Genomic DNA, 15694 nt, shown 5'->3' with positions numbered 1-15694 from the left:
TCACGCCGCCAGCGCTTTCACCACCGCCTCGCTGAAGGCCGGAATGTCCGCGGGCTTGCGGCTGGTGATCAGGTTGCCGTCCACCACCACTTCCGCATCGCGCCAGCGCGCGCCGGCATTGGCCAGGTCTTGCTGCAGCGACGGCCACGAGGTTACCTCGTGCCCCTTCGCCAGCCCGCTGTTGATCAGCAGCCAGGGGCCGTGGCAGATCGCCGCCACCGGCTTGCCGGCCTCGGCCATGCTGCGGATGAAATCCAGTACTGCTTCGTTGGTGCGCAGGATATCCGGATTGATCACGCCACCGGGCAGCACCAGCGCATCGAAGTGGCCGGCGTCGGCGCCATCCAGCGGCTGATCCACGGCGACCGAATCACCCCAGTCCTTGTCCTTCCAGCCCTTGATGCTGGCCTCTTTGGCCGGCGACACCACGCTGACGCGCGCGCCCTCCGCTTCCAGCAGGTGCTTGGGCTCGATCAGTTCAGACTGCTCGAAACCATGCGTGGCGAGAATGGCGATCTGCTTGCCGCGAAGACGCTGTGCCATGTCGTGCTCCAGATAGGGGGGAGCGGACAGGGTGGGCGAAAGCGCATTGAACGACGGTGACCCGGCCGTGCACGGCAGGTGCAGAAACGCCCGGGTAGCGCCGGGCCATGCCCGGCGGCTTCTGGTTCCGCCCGCGCTTGGCGCTCGCCGGGCATCGCCCGGCGCTATACCGGATCAGCGCTTGGGCTGCAGCATCGTGCCGGTGCACTTGGGTGAGCCGCAGCGGCACTCCCAGATCTTCTTCAGCTTGGCCGTATGCCGCTCGGCCAGGGTGATGCCGTAGTTGTAGGTCAGCTCTTCGCCGGCCTTGATATCGCGCAGCGCCTCGATGAACACCTTGTCGCCGCGGCTGTCACCGTCCTCGTTCTCCTCGATCACCGCCTCGCAGTTCGGGTCGCAGCTGTGGTTGATCCAGCGCGCGTCGTTGCCCTTGTAGTTGGCATCGATCACCCAGTCGTCGTTGAGGGTGAACAGGAAGGTATGGCCACTTTCCACATCGCCACTGTCATCGGCATCGACATCGCCGTGGCTGCGCAGCAGGCCCTTGTACTGGATCACGCGCTCGCCCTGCTTGATCGGGGCCACGGAAAACACACCGTTGCCGTGGATGGCGGACTTGCGGGCTTGGATCTTCTTGGGCATCGGCAAGAGACGTTTGCAGCGAAAGGAACGTTGATTCTCGCCCATTCCGGGTGATTGCGAAAATCACCCCCATGCCGCAGCATGTCGCCCCGTCGGCCGCCTTCGGCCGCCGACCCGCAGCCGGCCCCAAGCGCCCGCTGAATGGCCGGGTTGGATGCCGGCGAATAAAAGCGTACAATTTCAGTCCGCTTTAAGAACCACTCGCATCCCATGTTGCGCGTCACCAAGCTCACCGATTACGCCACCGTCGTACTGACCGTGCTCGCCGCCCGTCCGGGCGAGGTGCTCAGTGCCACCGAGCTGGCCGAATTCACCGGTCTGGAGCCGCCCACCGTCAGCAAGGTGCTCAAGCCACTGGCCCAGGCCGGCCTGGTCGAAGGCCTGCGCGGTGTCCGCGGCGGCTACCGGCTGACCCGTCCATCGATCGAGATCTCGCTGTTTGAAGTGGTCGAAGCCATGGAAGGGCCGTTGGCCCTGACCGAGTGCAGCCACGATCACCACCAGTGCGGCATGGCGCCCAAGTGCGGCGCACGCAGCAGCTGGCGGCTGATCAACGACGTGGTCTCCGAGGCCCTGCGCGATGTCAGCCTGGCGCAGATCCTGCCCCCTCTTCCCCTTGTCGACGAAGAACAGCGCCGCACCATCGCTGTCGACGTCGTCTCCTGATCCGTAGGCAGCCCCCCATGGCCACCGAAACCATCGAAACCGTCGCCAGCGACGACACCCCCAACCGCGAGATCCACGAGCAGCTTGGCCGCAAGTATTCGGCCGGCTTCATCACGGACATCGAGTCGGACTCCCTTCCCGCCGGCCTGGACGAGGACACCATCCGCGCCCTGTCGGCGAAGAAGGAAGAGCCGGAATGGATGACGCAGTGGCGCCTGGACGCCTACCGCCACTTCCTGACCATGCCGATGCCGAACTGGGCCAAGCTGCAGATCGCCCCGATCGACCTGCAGGCGCTCAGCTACTACTCCGCGCCGAAGGGCCCGAAGTACGCCTCGCTGGATGACGTGCCGAAGGAACTGCTGGACACCTACGACAAGCTGGGCGTGCCGCTGCACGAACGCGCCAAGCTGGCCGGCGTGGCCGTGGATGCGGTGTTCGATTCGGTCTCCGTCGGTACCACCTTCCGCAAGGAGCTGGCCGAGAAGGGCGTGATCTTCTGCTCGATGTCCGAAGCCATCAAGGAACACCCGGAACTGGTGCGCCAGTACCTGGGCACCGTGGTGCCGGTCGGCGACAACTACTTCGCCGCGCTCAATTCGGCGGTGTTCTCCGATGGCAGCTTCGTGTTCATCCCCAAGGGCGTGCGCTGCCCGATGGAACTGAGCACCTACTTCCGCATCAACGCCGGCCACACCGGCCAGTTCGAGCGCACGCTGATCATCTGCGAAGAGAAGGCGTACGTGTCCTACCTGGAAGGCTGCACCGCGCCGATGCGCGATGAGAACCAGCTGCACGCCGCGGTGGTCGAGCTGGTGACGCTGGACGATGCAGAGATCAAGTACTCCACCGTGCAGAACTGGTACCCGGGCGATGAGAACGGCGTCGGCGGCATCTACAACTTCGTCACCAAGCGTGCCGAATGCCGTGGCGCGCGCAGCAAGGTCACCTGGACCCAGGTCGAGACCGGCTCGGCGATCACCTGGAAGTATCCGTCCTGCGTGCTGCTGGGCGACGACTCGGTCGGTGAGTTCCACTCGGTGGCGCTGACCCACCATCGCCAGCAGGCCGACACCGGCACCAAGATGATCCACGTCGGCAAGCGCACCAAGAGCAAGATCATCAGCAAGGGCATCAGCGCCGGCCGCGGCCAGAACACCTACCGCGGCCTGGTGAAGATCGACCGCAATGCCGACGGCGCGCGCAACTACACCCAGTGCGATTCGCTGCTGATCGGCAAGCAGTGCGGCGCCCACACCTTCCCCTACATCGAGGTGAAGAACCCGGGCGCCACCGTCGAGCACGAGGCCACCACCTCGAAGATCTCCGACGACCAGCTGTTCTACTGCCGCGCCCGTGGCATCAGCCAGGAAGACGCGGTGTCGATGATCGTCGACGGCTTCTGCAAGCAGGTGTTCCGCGAACTGCCGATGGAGTTCGCGGTGGAAGCCAAGAAGCTGCTGGAAGTCTCGCTGGAAGGCTCGGTGGGCTGATCGCCCGCCCTGCCCTCGCACAACGCATTCTTTTTACCGGCGGGCCGCGGCCCGCACCACGGAAACCCCCACCATGCTGAAGATCGAAAACCTCCACGCCCGCATCGGCGACAAGGAAATCCTCAAGGGCCTGTCCCTGGAAGTGAAGCCCGGCCAGGTGCACGCCATCATGGGCCCCAACGGCGCCGGCAAGTCCACCCTGGGCAATGTCCTGGCCGGCCGTGACGGCTATGAGGTCACCGAAGGCAGCGTGCAGTTCGAAGGCGTCGACCTGCTCGACCAGGACCCGGAAGCGCGCGCCGCTGCCGGCCTGTTCCTGGCGTTCCAGTACCCGGTGGAAATCCCCGGCGTGAACAACACCTACTTCCTGCGCGCCGCGCTCAACGCCCAGCGCAAGGCGCGCGGCGAGGAAGAGCTCGACTCCATGCAGTTCCTCAAGCTGGTTCGGCAGAAGCTGGCCGTGCTGCACCTGAAGGACGAACTGCTGCACCGTGGCGTCAACGAAGGCTTCTCCGGTGGCGAGAAGAAGCGCAACGAGATCTTCCAGCTGGCCGTGCTCGAGCCGAAGCTGGCGATTCTGGACGAAACCGATTCGGGCCTGGACATCGATGCGCTGAAGAGCGTGGCCGACGGCGTCAACGCACTGCGCAGCACCGACCGCTCGTTCCTGGTCATCACCCACTACCAGCGCCTGCTGGACTACATCAAGCCGGACGTAGTGCACGTGCTGGCCGATGGCCGCATCGTCAAGAGCGGTGGTCCGGAACTGGCGCTGGAACTGGAAGCGCACGGCTATGACTTCCTGAAGGACCGGGTCGTGCCCGAGGCGGCAGTCTGATGAGCGCCCTGCTCGACTCCATGGTCCAGGCCTTCTGCGGCAGCGATGCGCGCCGCGAAGTGCTCGACAGCGTGCTGCGCGACGGCCTGCCCGGCGCACGCAGCGAAAGCTGGAAGTACACCTCGCTGCGCCAGCTGGAGCGCCGCAGCTTTGCGGCCGCGCCGTTGGCCCCGGCGCTGCTGGATGCCGCCGTGCTGGAGGACATCCCTACGCCGCGCCTGGTGTTCGTCAATGGCCGCCTCAACGACGCGCTGAGCGACGTGCAGGGCCTGCCGGCCGGCGTGCAGCTGGAAACGCTGTCTTCCGCACTGGCCGCTGGCGAGGACGCCGTGCGCTTCCTCGGCCGCCGCTATGAGCGCAGTGACGAAGTATTCGCCCGCCTCAACGCTGCCCTCGCCGATGAAGGCGTGGTGCTGCGCGTGGACGACGGCGTGCAGGTCGAGGTGCCGCTGCAGCTGGTGTTCGCCAGCGTCGCCGGCGACACCGACCTGGCCTGGCATCACCGGCACCTGATCGAACTGCGTGCGGGCGCCAGCCTGGGCGTGGTCGAGCACCGCTTCAGCGTGGGTGACTCGGCGCATCTGGACAACACCGTGCTGCACGCCCACGTCGCCCGCGATGCCGTGCTCAAGCACGCCCGCGTGCAGGCTGGCAGCGCGCGCCAGACCAGCTTCCTGCGCACCGACGCGGTGCTGGCCAAGGACGCGCAGTACCACCGTGTGGACCTGGAACTGGGTGCAGCGCTCAGCCGCCACGAACTGAACGTGCGTCTGGAAGGCGACAACGCCCAGTTGACCGCCAATGGCGTGCTGCTCGGCAACGGCCGTCGCCACGTCGATACCCGCCTGGGCATCGACCACATTGCCCGCGACACCAGCGCCGAGCTGCAGTGGCGTGGCGTGGCGGCCAATCGCAGCCGCGTGGTGTTCCATGGCGGCATCCAGATTCGTGCCGGCGCCGATGGCACCGACGCCAACCTGTCCAACAAGAATCTGCTGCTGTCGGCCGACGCCGAAATCGATACCCAGCCGACGCTGGTGATCGACGCCGACGAAGTGAAGGCCGCACACGGTGCCACCGTCGGCCAGCTCGACGCCAACGCGCTGTTCTACCTGCGCTCGCGCGGCCTGCCGCAGGCCCAGGCGCAGGCGCTGCTGAGCGCCGCGTTCTGCCACGAGCCGCTGAAGGTGCTGCCGGAAGCGCTGCGCGAGCAGCTGGCACGTCGGCTGGACAAGGCACTGGCCGAGGCGGGCGTGGCATGAACCTGTCCACCCCGCGACCGATCGAAGCACCCGCCGACGCCCCCGACTGGGCGCGCGTGCGCCTGGACTTCCCGCTGCTGATGCGCGAAGTGCATGGCAAGCCGCTGGTCTATTTCGACAACGCCAACACCGGCCAGAAGCCGGTGCAGGTGATCGGCGCAGTGGACGAGTTCTACCGTCGCTACAACGCCAACGTCAGCCGTGCGGTGCACGCGCTGGGTACCGAGGCCACCGACGCCTACGAGGGCGCGCGCAACAAGCTGGCCCGTTTCCTCAACGTGCGCAGCAACGACCTGGTGCTGTGCAGCGGCACCACCTTCGCGATCAATCTCGTTGCGTACTCCTGGGCCCTGCCGCGGCTGAAGGCCGGCGACGTGATCCTGGTTTCGCGCATGGAGCACCACGCCAACATCGTGCCGTGGCAGCTGGTCGCCCAGCGCGCCGGCGCGACCATCCGCGTGGCCGAGATCACTCCCGACGGCGCGCTGGACCTGGACGCGCTGCGCGCGGCGATGACCCCCGAGGTCAAGCTGCTGGCCGTGGCCCATGTCTCCAACGTGCTCGGCACCATCAACCCGGTGCGCGAGATCTGTCGCGAAGCGCGCAAGCGCGGCATCGTCACCGTGGTCGACGGCTCGCAGGCCGCACCGCACCGCAAGGTCGATGTCACCGCGATCGGCTGCGACTTCTACGCCATCACCGGCCACAAGATGTGCGGCCCGACCGGTACCGGCGCGCTGTGGGCGCGTCGCGAGCACCTGGACGCGATGCCACCGTTCCTGGGTGGCGGCGAGATGATCAAGGAAGTCAGCTTCGACGGCACCGTGTTCAACGATGCCCCGCACAAGTTCGAAGCCGGCACCCCCAACATCGCCGGCTTCATCGGCCTGGGCGTGGCGGCGGACTATCTGCAGAACGTCGGTCTGGACCACGTGGAAGCGCGCGAAGCCGAGCTGCTGGCGCACTTCACCGAAGAGCTGCGCCGGGTCGATGGCCTGCGCATCATCGGCGAGGCACCCGAAAAGGCAGCGGTGGTGTCGTTCCTGATCGACGGCGCGCACGCGCACGACCTCGCCACGCTGCTGGATCTGGAAGGCGTGGCCGTGCGTTCGGGCCAGCACTGCGCGCATCCGCTGCTGCAGTACTACGGCGTGGCCGCGACCTGCCGTGCCTCGCTGGCGTTCTACAACACGCATGAAGAGATCGAGCGGTTCATGACCGCGTTGACGAAGGCAAGGAAGTTGCTGGGGTGAGGCCTCGGTAACAACCGGAAAGTTGCGAACGCCACGGGACACCGTGGCGTTTTTTTGTCGGCTGACTATGCCGAGCTGCAGCACCAAGACCGCAAACGTCAGCTGCCCGATCTGCCACTGTGCAGCGACAAGACCTCCGCGATCAATCCGGTGACGTCTGCCGCGGCAGTAGGCCGGGGAGGATCCTGGTCTCGCAAGCTGCAGTCCATGCCACCACATGAGCCCCCGGGCGGCGGTTGCGTGTCCACCCGATCAACGCATGCCCTTCAAGCATGAAAAAGTACAAGCGCTGCGCATTGCTGCAGGCTCATGGACAGTATTCATCCAAGGGCCATCTGTCACTTCAGTCTTCCAGATCCAGCGCCACTTCCCCAAAAGCGGCACGTGGCATTGTACCGGGGAACCGTAGGAATCAGACATCAAGCGGAGCATGGATTTCGCCGAGAAGTAGATAGTCCGTCGCCGCATCTTGCCGGTCCAGATCACGCGCCGGGTCTGCTTGCGCTTGCGCTTGCCCAGGCGCTCAGAATCACCAAATGTCAGCTGCATGGATAGCTTCTCAACGTGTACCGTGATTTTCTCTCATGCGGCCGGCGCTACCGAAATGATAGTTCAGAGTATCCTTAAAGGGCGGCAAACACTGGGCGGACTTGCCGCTTCTGCATTAAGGCTGCTAGGAACTCTTCCCGCGTAGCAAGCCAACGAAAATAGGTATGTAACCCACTGTAAACGCCGCCAGAAGTATGAGCGCCCATTCAATGAATGAAATCCCTGTATGCCCGTACACGAGACGCAGCAACCCATAGCTGGCGATCGTGAAAACAGCAGCTTTTGCGTAATAGACGGCAACGCCCTTCAGGATCAATTTACTCTTCATTTCCTACTTCAACTTATCGTTTACAAGTGGCTCCAGATCGCCTGATGAACTGACCGCCGCGCCGACGGCATTGGCCGCTGTTTGGACGGGATTGGAGTATTTAAACCCAGGAGTGGCCTCCTTTATACCCTGCATCAGATTTCCTGTCGCAGCTCGCTCAGTCTGTGTCATTCCAGCACTCGCACTTCTGGCCGCTACGCCAGGCGCTGCAGAAACAGCCGCCCCTAAGCCAGCCGTTCCTCCACTCAAGGCGGCGCCCTTCGCAACCTCGGATACAGAAGCGGTCTTACCTTCAAGTTGGGCATTTGCCTGGGCTGAAACCGCACCGACGGCTGCATTTCCAACCACGTTTGCAGCAATGGTTCCACCGGTAGTGGCAGCGGTGCTTGCAACGGCACTTACCCCACCACTTAGCGCGCCAGCCACTGTTGCGACAGCAACTTGCCCCCATTTTACTTGGGAGAATCTTTCGCCCACCGACCCTTCCGCCATAGCCATTTGAACACCGATGTTCACAACTGCGCCTATTGGCGCACCCCACAAGCACTGGGGGCAGCGCCCATCCGGATCTGTGAACTTGTAGGGGTTGTTGTAAGCGTAGGCGTAGCGGCTCAAGTGGCGCATATCGCCCCCTTCAACCGTTACCGGGTCAACGCTCAGGAAAGTCCCTAACGCCGGATCCATGTACCGCTGCTGCATGTAACTCAGCCCGGTCTCAGAGTCCGTCACATGCCCCGTGTATCCCGGCCCATCTTTCAACGGCCGGTTAGCCACCTCACCATACGGCTCGTACACCGTACGCTCGATGACATTTCCACTGGCATCGGTGATCGCCACCGGTGACCCCAGTGCGTCAGTGTGGATGTACTCGACCACTTCCTGGGCGGTAGCCGGCGCCATACAGGCCGCCAGCACCACCACCGCGAGTACCACCTGAATCAACAGCGAAGAGAGTCCATTCATGGCTTAGTCCCAGCTCAGTACACCTTGGGTGACGGGATGATCGGCTGACCATGGCGAGCAGCCGCCTGCATTGCAGGCGCGCACGCGGTAGTCACCGGCGCAGTAGGCAGCACCATTGGCGCTCACATAAGCCTTGGGCCCGGTGTACAGTCGCTTGCCGCCGCCGCCGCTCTCAAGCTGGAACTCGGTGGCATCGGCCACTTGGTTCCAACCCACCGAGCACTGCACCTGATAGGGCGCCTTGCGGGTGGTCAGCCATTCGGCCAGATAGAAATGGGGCGTTCCCGGCGGAAGTGCGACGACAACCGTCGCAATCCCCGAGTAGGGGCTGCACCCCGCGAAGTTGCAGACTCTCACCCGGTAGGCATAGCTGCCTTTTCCACGGCTGGCACCAAAGCTGTTCGCGCCTCCGTTATGCACCACCGTCCAACCACCGCCGTTGGCGCTCTCCTCCAGGATGAAGCTCTCGCTGTTGGCAGGCACAGACCAGCTGAAGCTGTACTGCGGCACATTCACCAGCCCCGGAGCGCTGATCACCGGCTCGATCGTCGGCGCGCCGATCACGGCAACCATTGCAGACCCTGACCATGGCCCACAGCCTGCTCCGTTGCAGGCCGCGACGCGGTAGGCGTAGCTCCCCACTCCCCGCGCGGGGGTTGCAAAGGACACCACGTGTGCGTCCGCCAACGTCACCCAACCGCCGCCATTGGTGCTTTCCTGCAACGTGTAACGGTCAGCCCCGCCAATCCCGTTCCAGCCGATGCCAATGCTGCCGGGCGCCGAACGAGCCGGCGCTGATACTCCCGGAGCACTCGCAGGCGGATAGACCACCGTCACTGCACCAGTTGCGCTGTATCCCGTGCATCCCACCGGATTACACGCCCGAACCCGGTAGCTATAGCTGCCTGCCCCCTTCCCACTGAAGGCCTTGGACTGGCCGATGGCGTTGTGCACCTGGGTCCATGCGCCGCCATTGGCGCTTTCCTCCAGTTCATAACGCTCGGCCCCGGAAGCCGCAGACCAACCCACGCTGTAACTACCATTGAAGGCCGTGGCCGGCACGTTCAAGGTCGGCACCGTGGACGGCGCCAACGCCACAGCCACTGACGCAACGTTGCTCCATCCGCCGCACACCGCGCGACAGCCGCGCACCCGGAACTGATAGGTACCCGTGACCAGGCCAGTGCTGGTGAACGATTGCGCCGCGCCGTCGAAGATCTTGCTCCACGTGCCCGCCAAGGCACGCTGCAGTTCGTAGCGGTTGGCGCCACCAGCCAGGCTCCAGGTCAGATTCACGCTGCCCTGGGTGATGTAGCCCGGCGCACTCAGCGCGGGAACGCTGGGCGCGGCCTCACCGTGCACCTGGGCAACCAGACTGCCGGACAGGTAGAGGTAGTCTGTCTGCTTGCCGGTACGCTCGTTGCGCTGGAAACGCAGCACGCCGCCGTTGTCGTAGAACGAATAGATCGCGCCCGTGCCGCTTGCGCTGGCTTTCACTCGACGCCCATGGGCGTCGTACTCATAACTCTCTGCCGTACCTGCCGCACGCAGCCGGTTGCCGTAGTCAAATGTGAAGGTCTGACCATTGCGCACCGAGAGGTTTCCCTGCACGTCATAGCCCAGGCCGGTTACGGTTGCCCCGGTGCCGGTTTCGATCACGTTGACCAAGCGGTTGGTCGGATCGAAGTAATGCGTACGATCACGGCTGCCGACCTTGGCCCGACGCAGGTTGTCCAGCGCATCATATTCATACAGCGCATTGCCGAAGCCCGGCGCAGTGACCGCGCGCAGCCGGTCCAATCCGTCATAGGTCATGTCCCGATTGCCGGGCGCGCCGGGCAGGCCATCCGATATGGCCATCACGTTGCCACCGGCGTCGTAGTCGTAGCTGTCATCCAGGACCGCAGCCGCGGCCGTGGCGTCGCGGCTGCGGTCCGGCAGGCCGCGGGCATTCTGGGTCAATGTGTGCACGATTCCGTTGCCATACACGAAACGCGCCAGCGCGCCATTGGCGAAGTAGCTGGCTTCCTTCGCATAGCCGCCGACAGTGGTCGCTCGACCCAGTGCATCTGGCGCATAGCTGACCACACGCCCACCCGGGTAAGTGTTGCTGGCCAGCGTGCCGTTGGCATCGTAGCCATAGGCCAGGCTCAGATTGCCGAAGTCCGGATGTTGCAGGGTTTCGCCGCTGAGCAGGCGGCGACGGTTGTACTGGTAGCGGTTGACGGCCGTCGGCCGGGCCGGGTCGTTCTGCGTGCTGATTTCGACCGGCAATCCGTCCGCCGTGTAGGACCAGATCTGGTTTCCACGGCCGTCCGGGAAGATCAGTGTCGACAGGCGGTTGGCGGCGTCATAGCTGCGCTTCACCGCGCGCCCGCTGGCAAGCGCCTCGGTGCGATTGCAGTCGGTGGTGCTGGTCAAACCCGTTCCGGCAGCCGACCACAGAACATTGCCGGCAGCATCGTAGTCCTGCACCGTCGCCCCGGTTTCCGGCTCAATGGTCTTGCACAGCTGCTGATAACCGTCATAGACATAACGGCGGGTCAGCGCCTGGCTGCCGTCGGCGCTGCGACGGGTGATCGCCAGCGGTTTGCCGAGTACGTCGCGCTGGATCTCGGTCACTACGCCTTCCGGGTGCTGCAATGCCAAGGGCATTTCGTAGGTCGGCTGGTCATAGGCCAGGTGCCGTGTTGTGGTCGACTGGCCACGGGGATTGGTCACCTTCACCGAAAGGTTGCCCACGTACTCGGTGCGCGTGGCCAATGCACCGAGCTCGGACGATTGACTGACCACGACAGGGCGCCCCAACGCGTCGTACTGCGTCGTGGTACCAGCCAGTGCAGCATTGATATCGGAGAACTGCCGCGTCGGATACGACGCAAACACCGTCTTGCCACTGGTGTCGTAGCGGGTCACCACGGCACTGTCCAGCACGTTGTTGGCGTTCTCGGTCACCAGCACCGGCCGGAACATGGCGTCCAGATAGGTATCCGTGCGCCGCCCGCCCTGCGTGCGGGAGTGTTTCCATGCGCCGGCAGGCACCCCCAGCTGCGCACCGCCCAGCCGCTGCAGGTCCATGGTCACGCCATTCCAGTTCACGCTGTCGCCGCTCGGGAACTGCTGGCTGCGCAGGCGCCCCATGCTGTCGTAGCTGAAGCTGGTGGTTGCGCCGGTCTCGTCGGTCAGCGAGGTGATCCAACCGTTGTCGTCGACGGCGACAGTGCGCACCGCACCGTTGGGCGCTTCAGGTGTGGCTGGCAGCCGCAGTTGCTGTGGAATGCCGCGTTTCCATGCTGACAGATGGCTGGTGTTGCCGCGGCCATCGGCTACCGACGCCACGGTGCCATCGGCCGCATAGGTCACCTGCTGCGCCAGGCGGCCGAATGCGTAGGCGCGCAGCGGCAACGCAGTGGCGGTGTCGAACTCGGTGCGCGACTGCTCGATACCATTGAGGACACTGCGCGCGGCCTGGCCATTCAACCATAGCGTCGGATTGTCGTAGTAGGTCGTGGTGCTGGTACGGCTCTGTCCGGCGGAATTCGCCTCAACGACGGTGACTTCGCGGACGAAGGCGTCAAAGCTCTGCACCGTACGAGTGAACTGCACGCCATCCTGATTCACGTTCGTGCTCTGCACTGGGCGATTCAGGTGCTCACCCAACTCCCTGGCGCCGTATTTGAGATTCCGTCCTGCCTCATGCGGGAACGGTGCGCTGGCAAGCTGCGCGTCCGGGTAGTAGTTGTTGCGCTCCGTGCGAACCACCGCGCCGCCGGAGCTGGTGGTCGTGGACAGCAATAGACCATCGTTATAGCCGACTTCCTTACCGAATTCGTATGTCCGGATGATCCCATCCGGCAGGGTTTCAATCGTTATCTTGGGTTCCGCCTGCCCCACCGGGATCATCGGCCACCCAGCCTCGTGGACCCTTCTGTCGTACTCCCACCCCAGATTTGTATACTGATAGTTCCATTGAGCCGTAGGCATGCCGGGGCCACTGATGGTTTTGGCAACCAGCGACATCGCGTCACGATAGATGGGCGTGAGATTCCACCCATCAGCCAGCAACTGCTCATCACCTGAGGTCTGGCAATTGAACGGCACGTTCTTGCGCCCATGCCGGAATGGCCGGAAGACGAAGCTTCCCACCGCACCGGATGGATGCGTGATGGAGGCTGTAACTTCCGTCTGCACGATCTTGTTCGTCTTCGCGCAGAAGGCCGGGGTTTCCATGTAGTCACTCACGGGCTGCCCGGTGTACTCCTGGTACTTCTTCGTCACATAGACCGGCGGCAGGTTGTAGCCCCATGCCGTCCCATCCGGCAAAGTAACCGACTGCAATACACCGGTAGGAGCATAGCCATATGTCCAGGTTCGACCCGATGCCGCCGCCGATGCAATGCGCCCCAAGGAATCATAGGAAAGGCTGATGCTGCGCCCATCGTTGGCGACCATTCGATCCAATCGCCCACCACTCCACTCGTAGCGGACCCAGTTGCCGAAACGATCAACGACCTGCGAAGGATAAAGGAAGACCTTTTTTCGCTTCAGGGTGGAATGGGTGATCGTGTCGTAGGGCTGAAGAACAGCAGACTCGTTCTCGCGCGCCACCATCCAGTCAAAGTAGTACTTGGTTCCGTCTGGCGCGTGCCCCAGGAAACCTTGGCCCGGCTGACCACTCTTGAGCGAACTGAGGCAGGAGAAGAACCACCCCGATTTGGTATTCCAAGGCGTCGCCGCGCCAACCTGCGGCATGGGCTGGCGCGCGTCTCCGCTGCCTGCAAGGACGGTTTCACCCCCTCCGCCGGGCAGTGAAAGCCTTACTCCCTCCCAATAGGTGTAGGGGGCAAAACTGATGGTCTGGGTATGCTTGTAGTTCCAGACATCCAACGACGGGGGAGCGGAAACTGTCGAGCAACGTGCGCTTGGTGTCCAATGCCCGCCGACCGCGGTTTCGGGCTGGTCTCCGTATGTGCCTGAAAGTGATGGGATGTCCAGATCCCAGTTTCCATACTCCTTGTCGTTTGCACTGCCGCTGACGTCCCCGTAACTGCGGCTGAGCGAAATCGCGAGCCCGCCGTTGCCCGGAATCGAAATATCCGTGGCCTTGAAGCTGATCGAACCGTCATACAGGTTCACCTGCTCACCAAAGATCTCGCCCTTCAAGGGTTCGACCAGGTCGCCGTACTTCAAGCGCTTGTCATATTCCTGACGCCAAGTCGGCACGATCTGGGCGGAGGCGGGAACCGGTGCCAGTACGCAGAAGGCCAGTGCTGTCAGAAGCAGGCCTTTGATGGCGTTTGCCGCGCGCGGATGAGCAATGAGCCATGCTTGCATGAAGATCCTCCCTGGATCGACCTTCCTTGAGAGCCCCGCCCACATCGCGCCACTGTCGATGCTCAGATCGGACGTTGCCCACTCCGGCAGACAACCACACGCTTGAACACGGTGGGCGGGCATTGTTCATTTATGAATGAAAAATGAAGGCCGTGTCAACAAGGCGTATCCGACACACTTGGCAAAGCCAGCCGGATCAGCAACCTCCCCGCCTGCCCCCACGCCACCTAAAATGCCCGCATGAGCACCCTGACCTTCCGCGCCGCCACGTCGGCCGACATCCCCGCCCTGATCACCCTGGTCACCTCGGCCTACCGTGGCGACGCCAGCCGCGTTGGCTGGACCACCGAAGCCGACCTGCTGGACGGCGCCCGCATCGACGCCACAGGCATCCAGGGTGACCTGGACCGCCCGCGCTCGACCATCCTGCTGGCCGAACGCGACGGCCAGCTGGTGGCCTGCGCCCACGTCGCCGACGTCGACGGCAAGGGCTACTTCGGCATGTTCTCGGTCGACCCGGCCCAGCAGGGCGGCGGCGTCGGCAAGCAACTGATGGACGCGGCCGAAGCCCATGCCGCACGCGAATGGAACGTGCCGGTGATGCAGATGACGGTGATCGACGTGCGCGATGAACTGATCGCCTTCTATGAGCGCCGCGGTTACCAGCGCACCGGCATCAAGAAGCCGTTCCCGTATGGCGACGAACGCTTTGGCATCCCCAAGCGCGACGACCTGCGCTTCGAGATCCTGGAAAAGCCACTGGTCGGAGCCACCGCGTGAGCGAGGCCTGGACCTTTGTCTGCGCCGGCGCCGAACTGCTGCCGGGCGAAATGAAGAGCGTGTTCGACGAAGTGACCGGTACGCCGATCGTAGTGTTCAACCTCGACGGTGAGCTGTACGCGCTGGAAGACCAGTGCACGCATGAGGAATTCGAACTGTCCTCGGGTGAGTTCAACACCACCGAAGGCAGCGTCGAATGCGTGCTGCATGGCGCCCGCTTCGACGTGCGCGATGGCCGCGCCCTGTGTGCGCCGGCCTATACCGCGGTGCCGAAGTTTCCGGTGAAGCGCGAGCACGACGCGGTGTGGACCCGCGACGACCGCGATTGAGGCCAGGGGCATCCACCCATGGGGTGGATCTACAGGAACAGCCTGAAGGGCCTGCCAGGGCCTTTCGGCGCCACCCGGGCGCCCTGCCGCATCTCGTACATGCGAATCATTATCGTTGATGTTATCCTACGTAACATCTTCGTAATGCCCCCGCCTGCGCCATGGCTTCGTCCGCGCCCTCCGCCACGCTGTGCCAGCTCGCCCGTCAGGGGTGGCCGCTGCTCGTGGCCGCGCTGCTGACGCTGCTGCTGGGCTGGTCGGCGCTGCACGAAGGACGCGGCGGTGGCCACGCCGCCAACGCTGGCTGGCAGGCGCATCTGCACGATGTCGAGCAGGTCGCTCCGCTGCCGGCGCCTTCCGGCGACGAATGCCCACACCACGCCGCCCCCGCCCCGGAACCTCCGGTGGATGGTGAAGGTGGCACGCCCTGCGCCGGCACTGCCCTGCCGCGTGCCGCGCTGGTGGCGCATATCCCGCTGTGGCACTCCGATGCCCTGCGCTGGCAGCTGCACGACCCCTCGCTGCGCCTGAATCCCGGCCACGCACCTCCGGCACCGCGCGCCATCTGAGGCGCCTTGCGGCCGTTGCCGCGGGCCTGATTGCGTTTCCGGCCAGCCGAGCATGGCTCGGCTCTACAGAACCCACCTCCTGCCTGTCGCCGCGCGCCCAGCCGTGCTGGCCGGCCCTCGCTCATTCCCTATCCAAGCCACCGCC

Annotated in this window: 14 protein-coding genes; 8 read left to right on the top strand and 6 right to left on the bottom strand. The window is 64.3% G+C overall.

The window, feature by feature from the left end:
* Together AC27VL_RS04360 and AC27VL_RS04355 are read right to left on the bottom strand one after the other, a co-directional pair.
* Complete coding sequence (locus AC27VL_RS04360) at positions 1–543, bottom strand: type 1 glutamine amidotransferase domain-containing protein (RefSeq protein WP_488765628.1); 543 nt, start codon at positions 541–543, stop codon at positions 1–3.
* Positions 544–717: 174 nt separating this feature from the next.
* Positions 718–1185 (bottom strand): SET domain-containing protein, encoded by a 468-nt coding sequence (locus tag AC27VL_RS04355; RefSeq protein WP_089239376.1) that lies wholly within the window; start codon positions 1183–1185, stop codon positions 718–720.
* Positions 1186–1395: 210 nt separating this feature from the next.
* Between AC27VL_RS04355 and AC27VL_RS04350 the strand changes: the two genes are divergently transcribed.
* The 5 genes from AC27VL_RS04350 (at position 1396) to AC27VL_RS04330 (ending at position 6697) form a co-directional block, all read left to right on the top strand.
* Positions 1396–1851, top strand: a complete 456-nt coding sequence (locus tag AC27VL_RS04350; protein WP_025873978.1) for an SUF system Fe-S cluster assembly regulator — start codon at positions 1396–1398, stop codon at positions 1849–1851.
* A 17-nt stretch (positions 1852–1868) separates the two neighbouring features.
* Positions 1869–3344 (top strand): Fe-S cluster assembly protein SufB, encoded by a 1476-nt coding sequence (gene sufB, locus AC27VL_RS04345; RefSeq protein ID WP_099819294.1) that lies wholly within the window; start codon positions 1869–1871, stop codon positions 3342–3344.
* 73 nt (positions 3345–3417) lie between these two features.
* Positions 3418–4182 carry a Fe-S cluster assembly ATPase SufC gene (sufC, locus tag AC27VL_RS04340; RefSeq protein ID WP_191077464.1) on the top strand — a complete coding sequence of 255 codons (765 nt, stop codon included), beginning with the start codon at positions 3418–3420 and terminating at the stop codon, positions 4180–4182.
* Entirely contained in the window at positions 4182–5444 is a 1263-nt protein-coding gene (gene sufD, locus AC27VL_RS04335) for a Fe-S cluster assembly protein SufD (protein WP_488765625.1), read from the top strand. Before sufC ends, sufD begins: the two co-directional genes overlap by 1 nt.
* Positions 5441–6697 carry a cysteine desulfurase gene (locus AC27VL_RS04330; RefSeq protein ID WP_488765624.1) on the top strand — a complete coding sequence of 419 codons (1257 nt, stop codon included), beginning with the start codon at positions 5441–5443 and terminating at the stop codon, positions 6695–6697. The genes sufD and AC27VL_RS04330 overlap by 4 nt, the downstream gene beginning before the upstream one ends.
* 252 nt (positions 6698–6949) lie before the next feature.
* Here AC27VL_RS04330 and AC27VL_RS04325 read toward each other — a convergent pair whose 3' ends face one another.
* The 4 genes from AC27VL_RS04325 to AC27VL_RS04310 all read right to left on the bottom strand — a co-directional run bounded on the left by AC27VL_RS04325 (position 6950) and on the right by AC27VL_RS04310 (position 13871).
* Positions 6950–7246: a hypothetical protein gene (locus AC27VL_RS04325; RefSeq protein WP_488765622.1), complete on the bottom strand. Its 297-nt coding sequence runs from the start codon at positions 7244–7246 to the stop codon at positions 6950–6952.
* A gap of 124 nt (positions 7247–7370) precedes the next feature.
* Positions 7371–7574, bottom strand: coding sequence for a hypothetical protein (locus tag AC27VL_RS04320; RefSeq protein ID WP_488765621.1), 204 nt, complete (start codon positions 7572–7574; stop codon positions 7371–7373).
* 3 nt (positions 7575–7577) lie between these two features.
* On the bottom strand, positions 7578–8537 hold the full coding sequence (locus tag AC27VL_RS04315) for an RHS repeat-associated core domain-containing protein (protein ID WP_205405030.1): 960 nt from the start codon (positions 8535–8537) through the stop codon (positions 7578–7580).
* A gap of 3 nt (positions 8538–8540) precedes the next feature.
* Positions 8541–13871 (bottom strand): wall-associated protein, encoded by a 5331-nt coding sequence (locus tag AC27VL_RS04310; RefSeq protein WP_488765620.1) that lies wholly within the window; start codon positions 13869–13871, stop codon positions 8541–8543.
* Between the two features lie 240 nt (positions 13872–14111).
* On the opposite strand from AC27VL_RS04310, the gene AC27VL_RS04305 reads away from it, so the two are divergent.
* The 3 genes from AC27VL_RS04305 to AC27VL_RS04295 all read left to right on the top strand — a co-directional run bounded on the left by AC27VL_RS04305 (position 14112) and on the right by AC27VL_RS04295 (position 15549).
* On the top strand, positions 14112–14651 hold the full coding sequence (locus AC27VL_RS04305) for a GNAT family N-acetyltransferase (RefSeq protein ID WP_488765619.1): 540 nt from the start codon (positions 14112–14114) through the stop codon (positions 14649–14651).
* Complete coding sequence (locus AC27VL_RS04300; protein ID WP_088101588.1) at positions 14648–14980, top strand: non-heme iron oxygenase ferredoxin subunit; 333 nt, start codon at positions 14648–14650, stop codon at positions 14978–14980. The genes AC27VL_RS04305 and AC27VL_RS04300 overlap by 4 nt, the downstream gene beginning before the upstream one ends.
* A 161-nt stretch (positions 14981–15141) precedes the next feature.
* Complete coding sequence (locus tag AC27VL_RS04295; protein ID WP_488765617.1) at positions 15142–15549, top strand: hypothetical protein; 408 nt, start codon at positions 15142–15144, stop codon at positions 15547–15549.
* Positions 15550–15694: the final 145 nt, after the last annotated feature.

It is taken from the genome of Stenotrophomonas sp. 14P6.2.3, assembly GCF_057799055.1.
The sequence above is the reverse complement of the archived record's forward strand: the minus strand, read 5'-3'. Positions and strand labels throughout refer to the sequence as shown.

Excerpts from the sequence above, each read along its gene's own strand:
- AC27VL_RS04360 (WP_488765628.1), bottom strand. The coding sequence starts at position 543 with ATGGCACAGCGTCTTCGCGGCAAGCAGATCGCCATTCTCGCCACGCAT.
- AC27VL_RS04355 (WP_089239376.1), bottom strand. The coding sequence starts at position 1,185 with ATGCCCAAGAAGATCCAAGCCCGCAAGTCCGCCATCCACGGCAACGGT.
- AC27VL_RS04350 (WP_025873978.1), top strand. The coding sequence starts at position 1,396 with ATGTTGCGCGTCACCAAGCTCACCGATTACGCCACCGTCGTACTGACC.
- sufB (WP_099819294.1), top strand. The coding sequence starts at position 1,869 with ATGGCCACCGAAACCATCGAAACCGTCGCCAGCGACGACACCCCCAAC.
- sufC (WP_191077464.1), top strand. The coding sequence starts at position 3,418 with ATGCTGAAGATCGAAAACCTCCACGCCCGCATCGGCGACAAGGAAATC.
- sufD (WP_488765625.1), top strand. The coding sequence starts at position 4,182 with ATGAGCGCCCTGCTCGACTCCATGGTCCAGGCCTTCTGCGGCAGCGAT.
- AC27VL_RS04330 (WP_488765624.1), top strand. The coding sequence starts at position 5,441 with ATGAACCTGTCCACCCCGCGACCGATCGAAGCACCCGCCGACGCCCCC.
- AC27VL_RS04325 (WP_488765622.1), bottom strand. The coding sequence starts at position 7,246 with ATGCAGCTGACATTTGGTGATTCTGAGCGCCTGGGCAAGCGCAAGCGC.
- AC27VL_RS04320 (WP_488765621.1), bottom strand. The coding sequence starts at position 7,574 with ATGAAGAGTAAATTGATCCTGAAGGGCGTTGCCGTCTATTACGCAAAA.
- AC27VL_RS04315 (WP_205405030.1), bottom strand. The coding sequence starts at position 8,537 with ATGAATGGACTCTCTTCGCTGTTGATTCAGGTGGTACTCGCGGTGGTG.
- AC27VL_RS04310 (WP_488765620.1), bottom strand. The coding sequence starts at position 13,871 with ATGCAAGCATGGCTCATTGCTCATCCGCGCGCGGCAAACGCCATCAAA.
- AC27VL_RS04305 (WP_488765619.1), top strand. The coding sequence starts at position 14,112 with ATGAGCACCCTGACCTTCCGCGCCGCCACGTCGGCCGACATCCCCGCC.
- AC27VL_RS04295 (WP_488765617.1), top strand. The coding sequence starts at position 15,142 with ATGGCTTCGTCCGCGCCCTCCGCCACGCTGTGCCAGCTCGCCCGTCAG.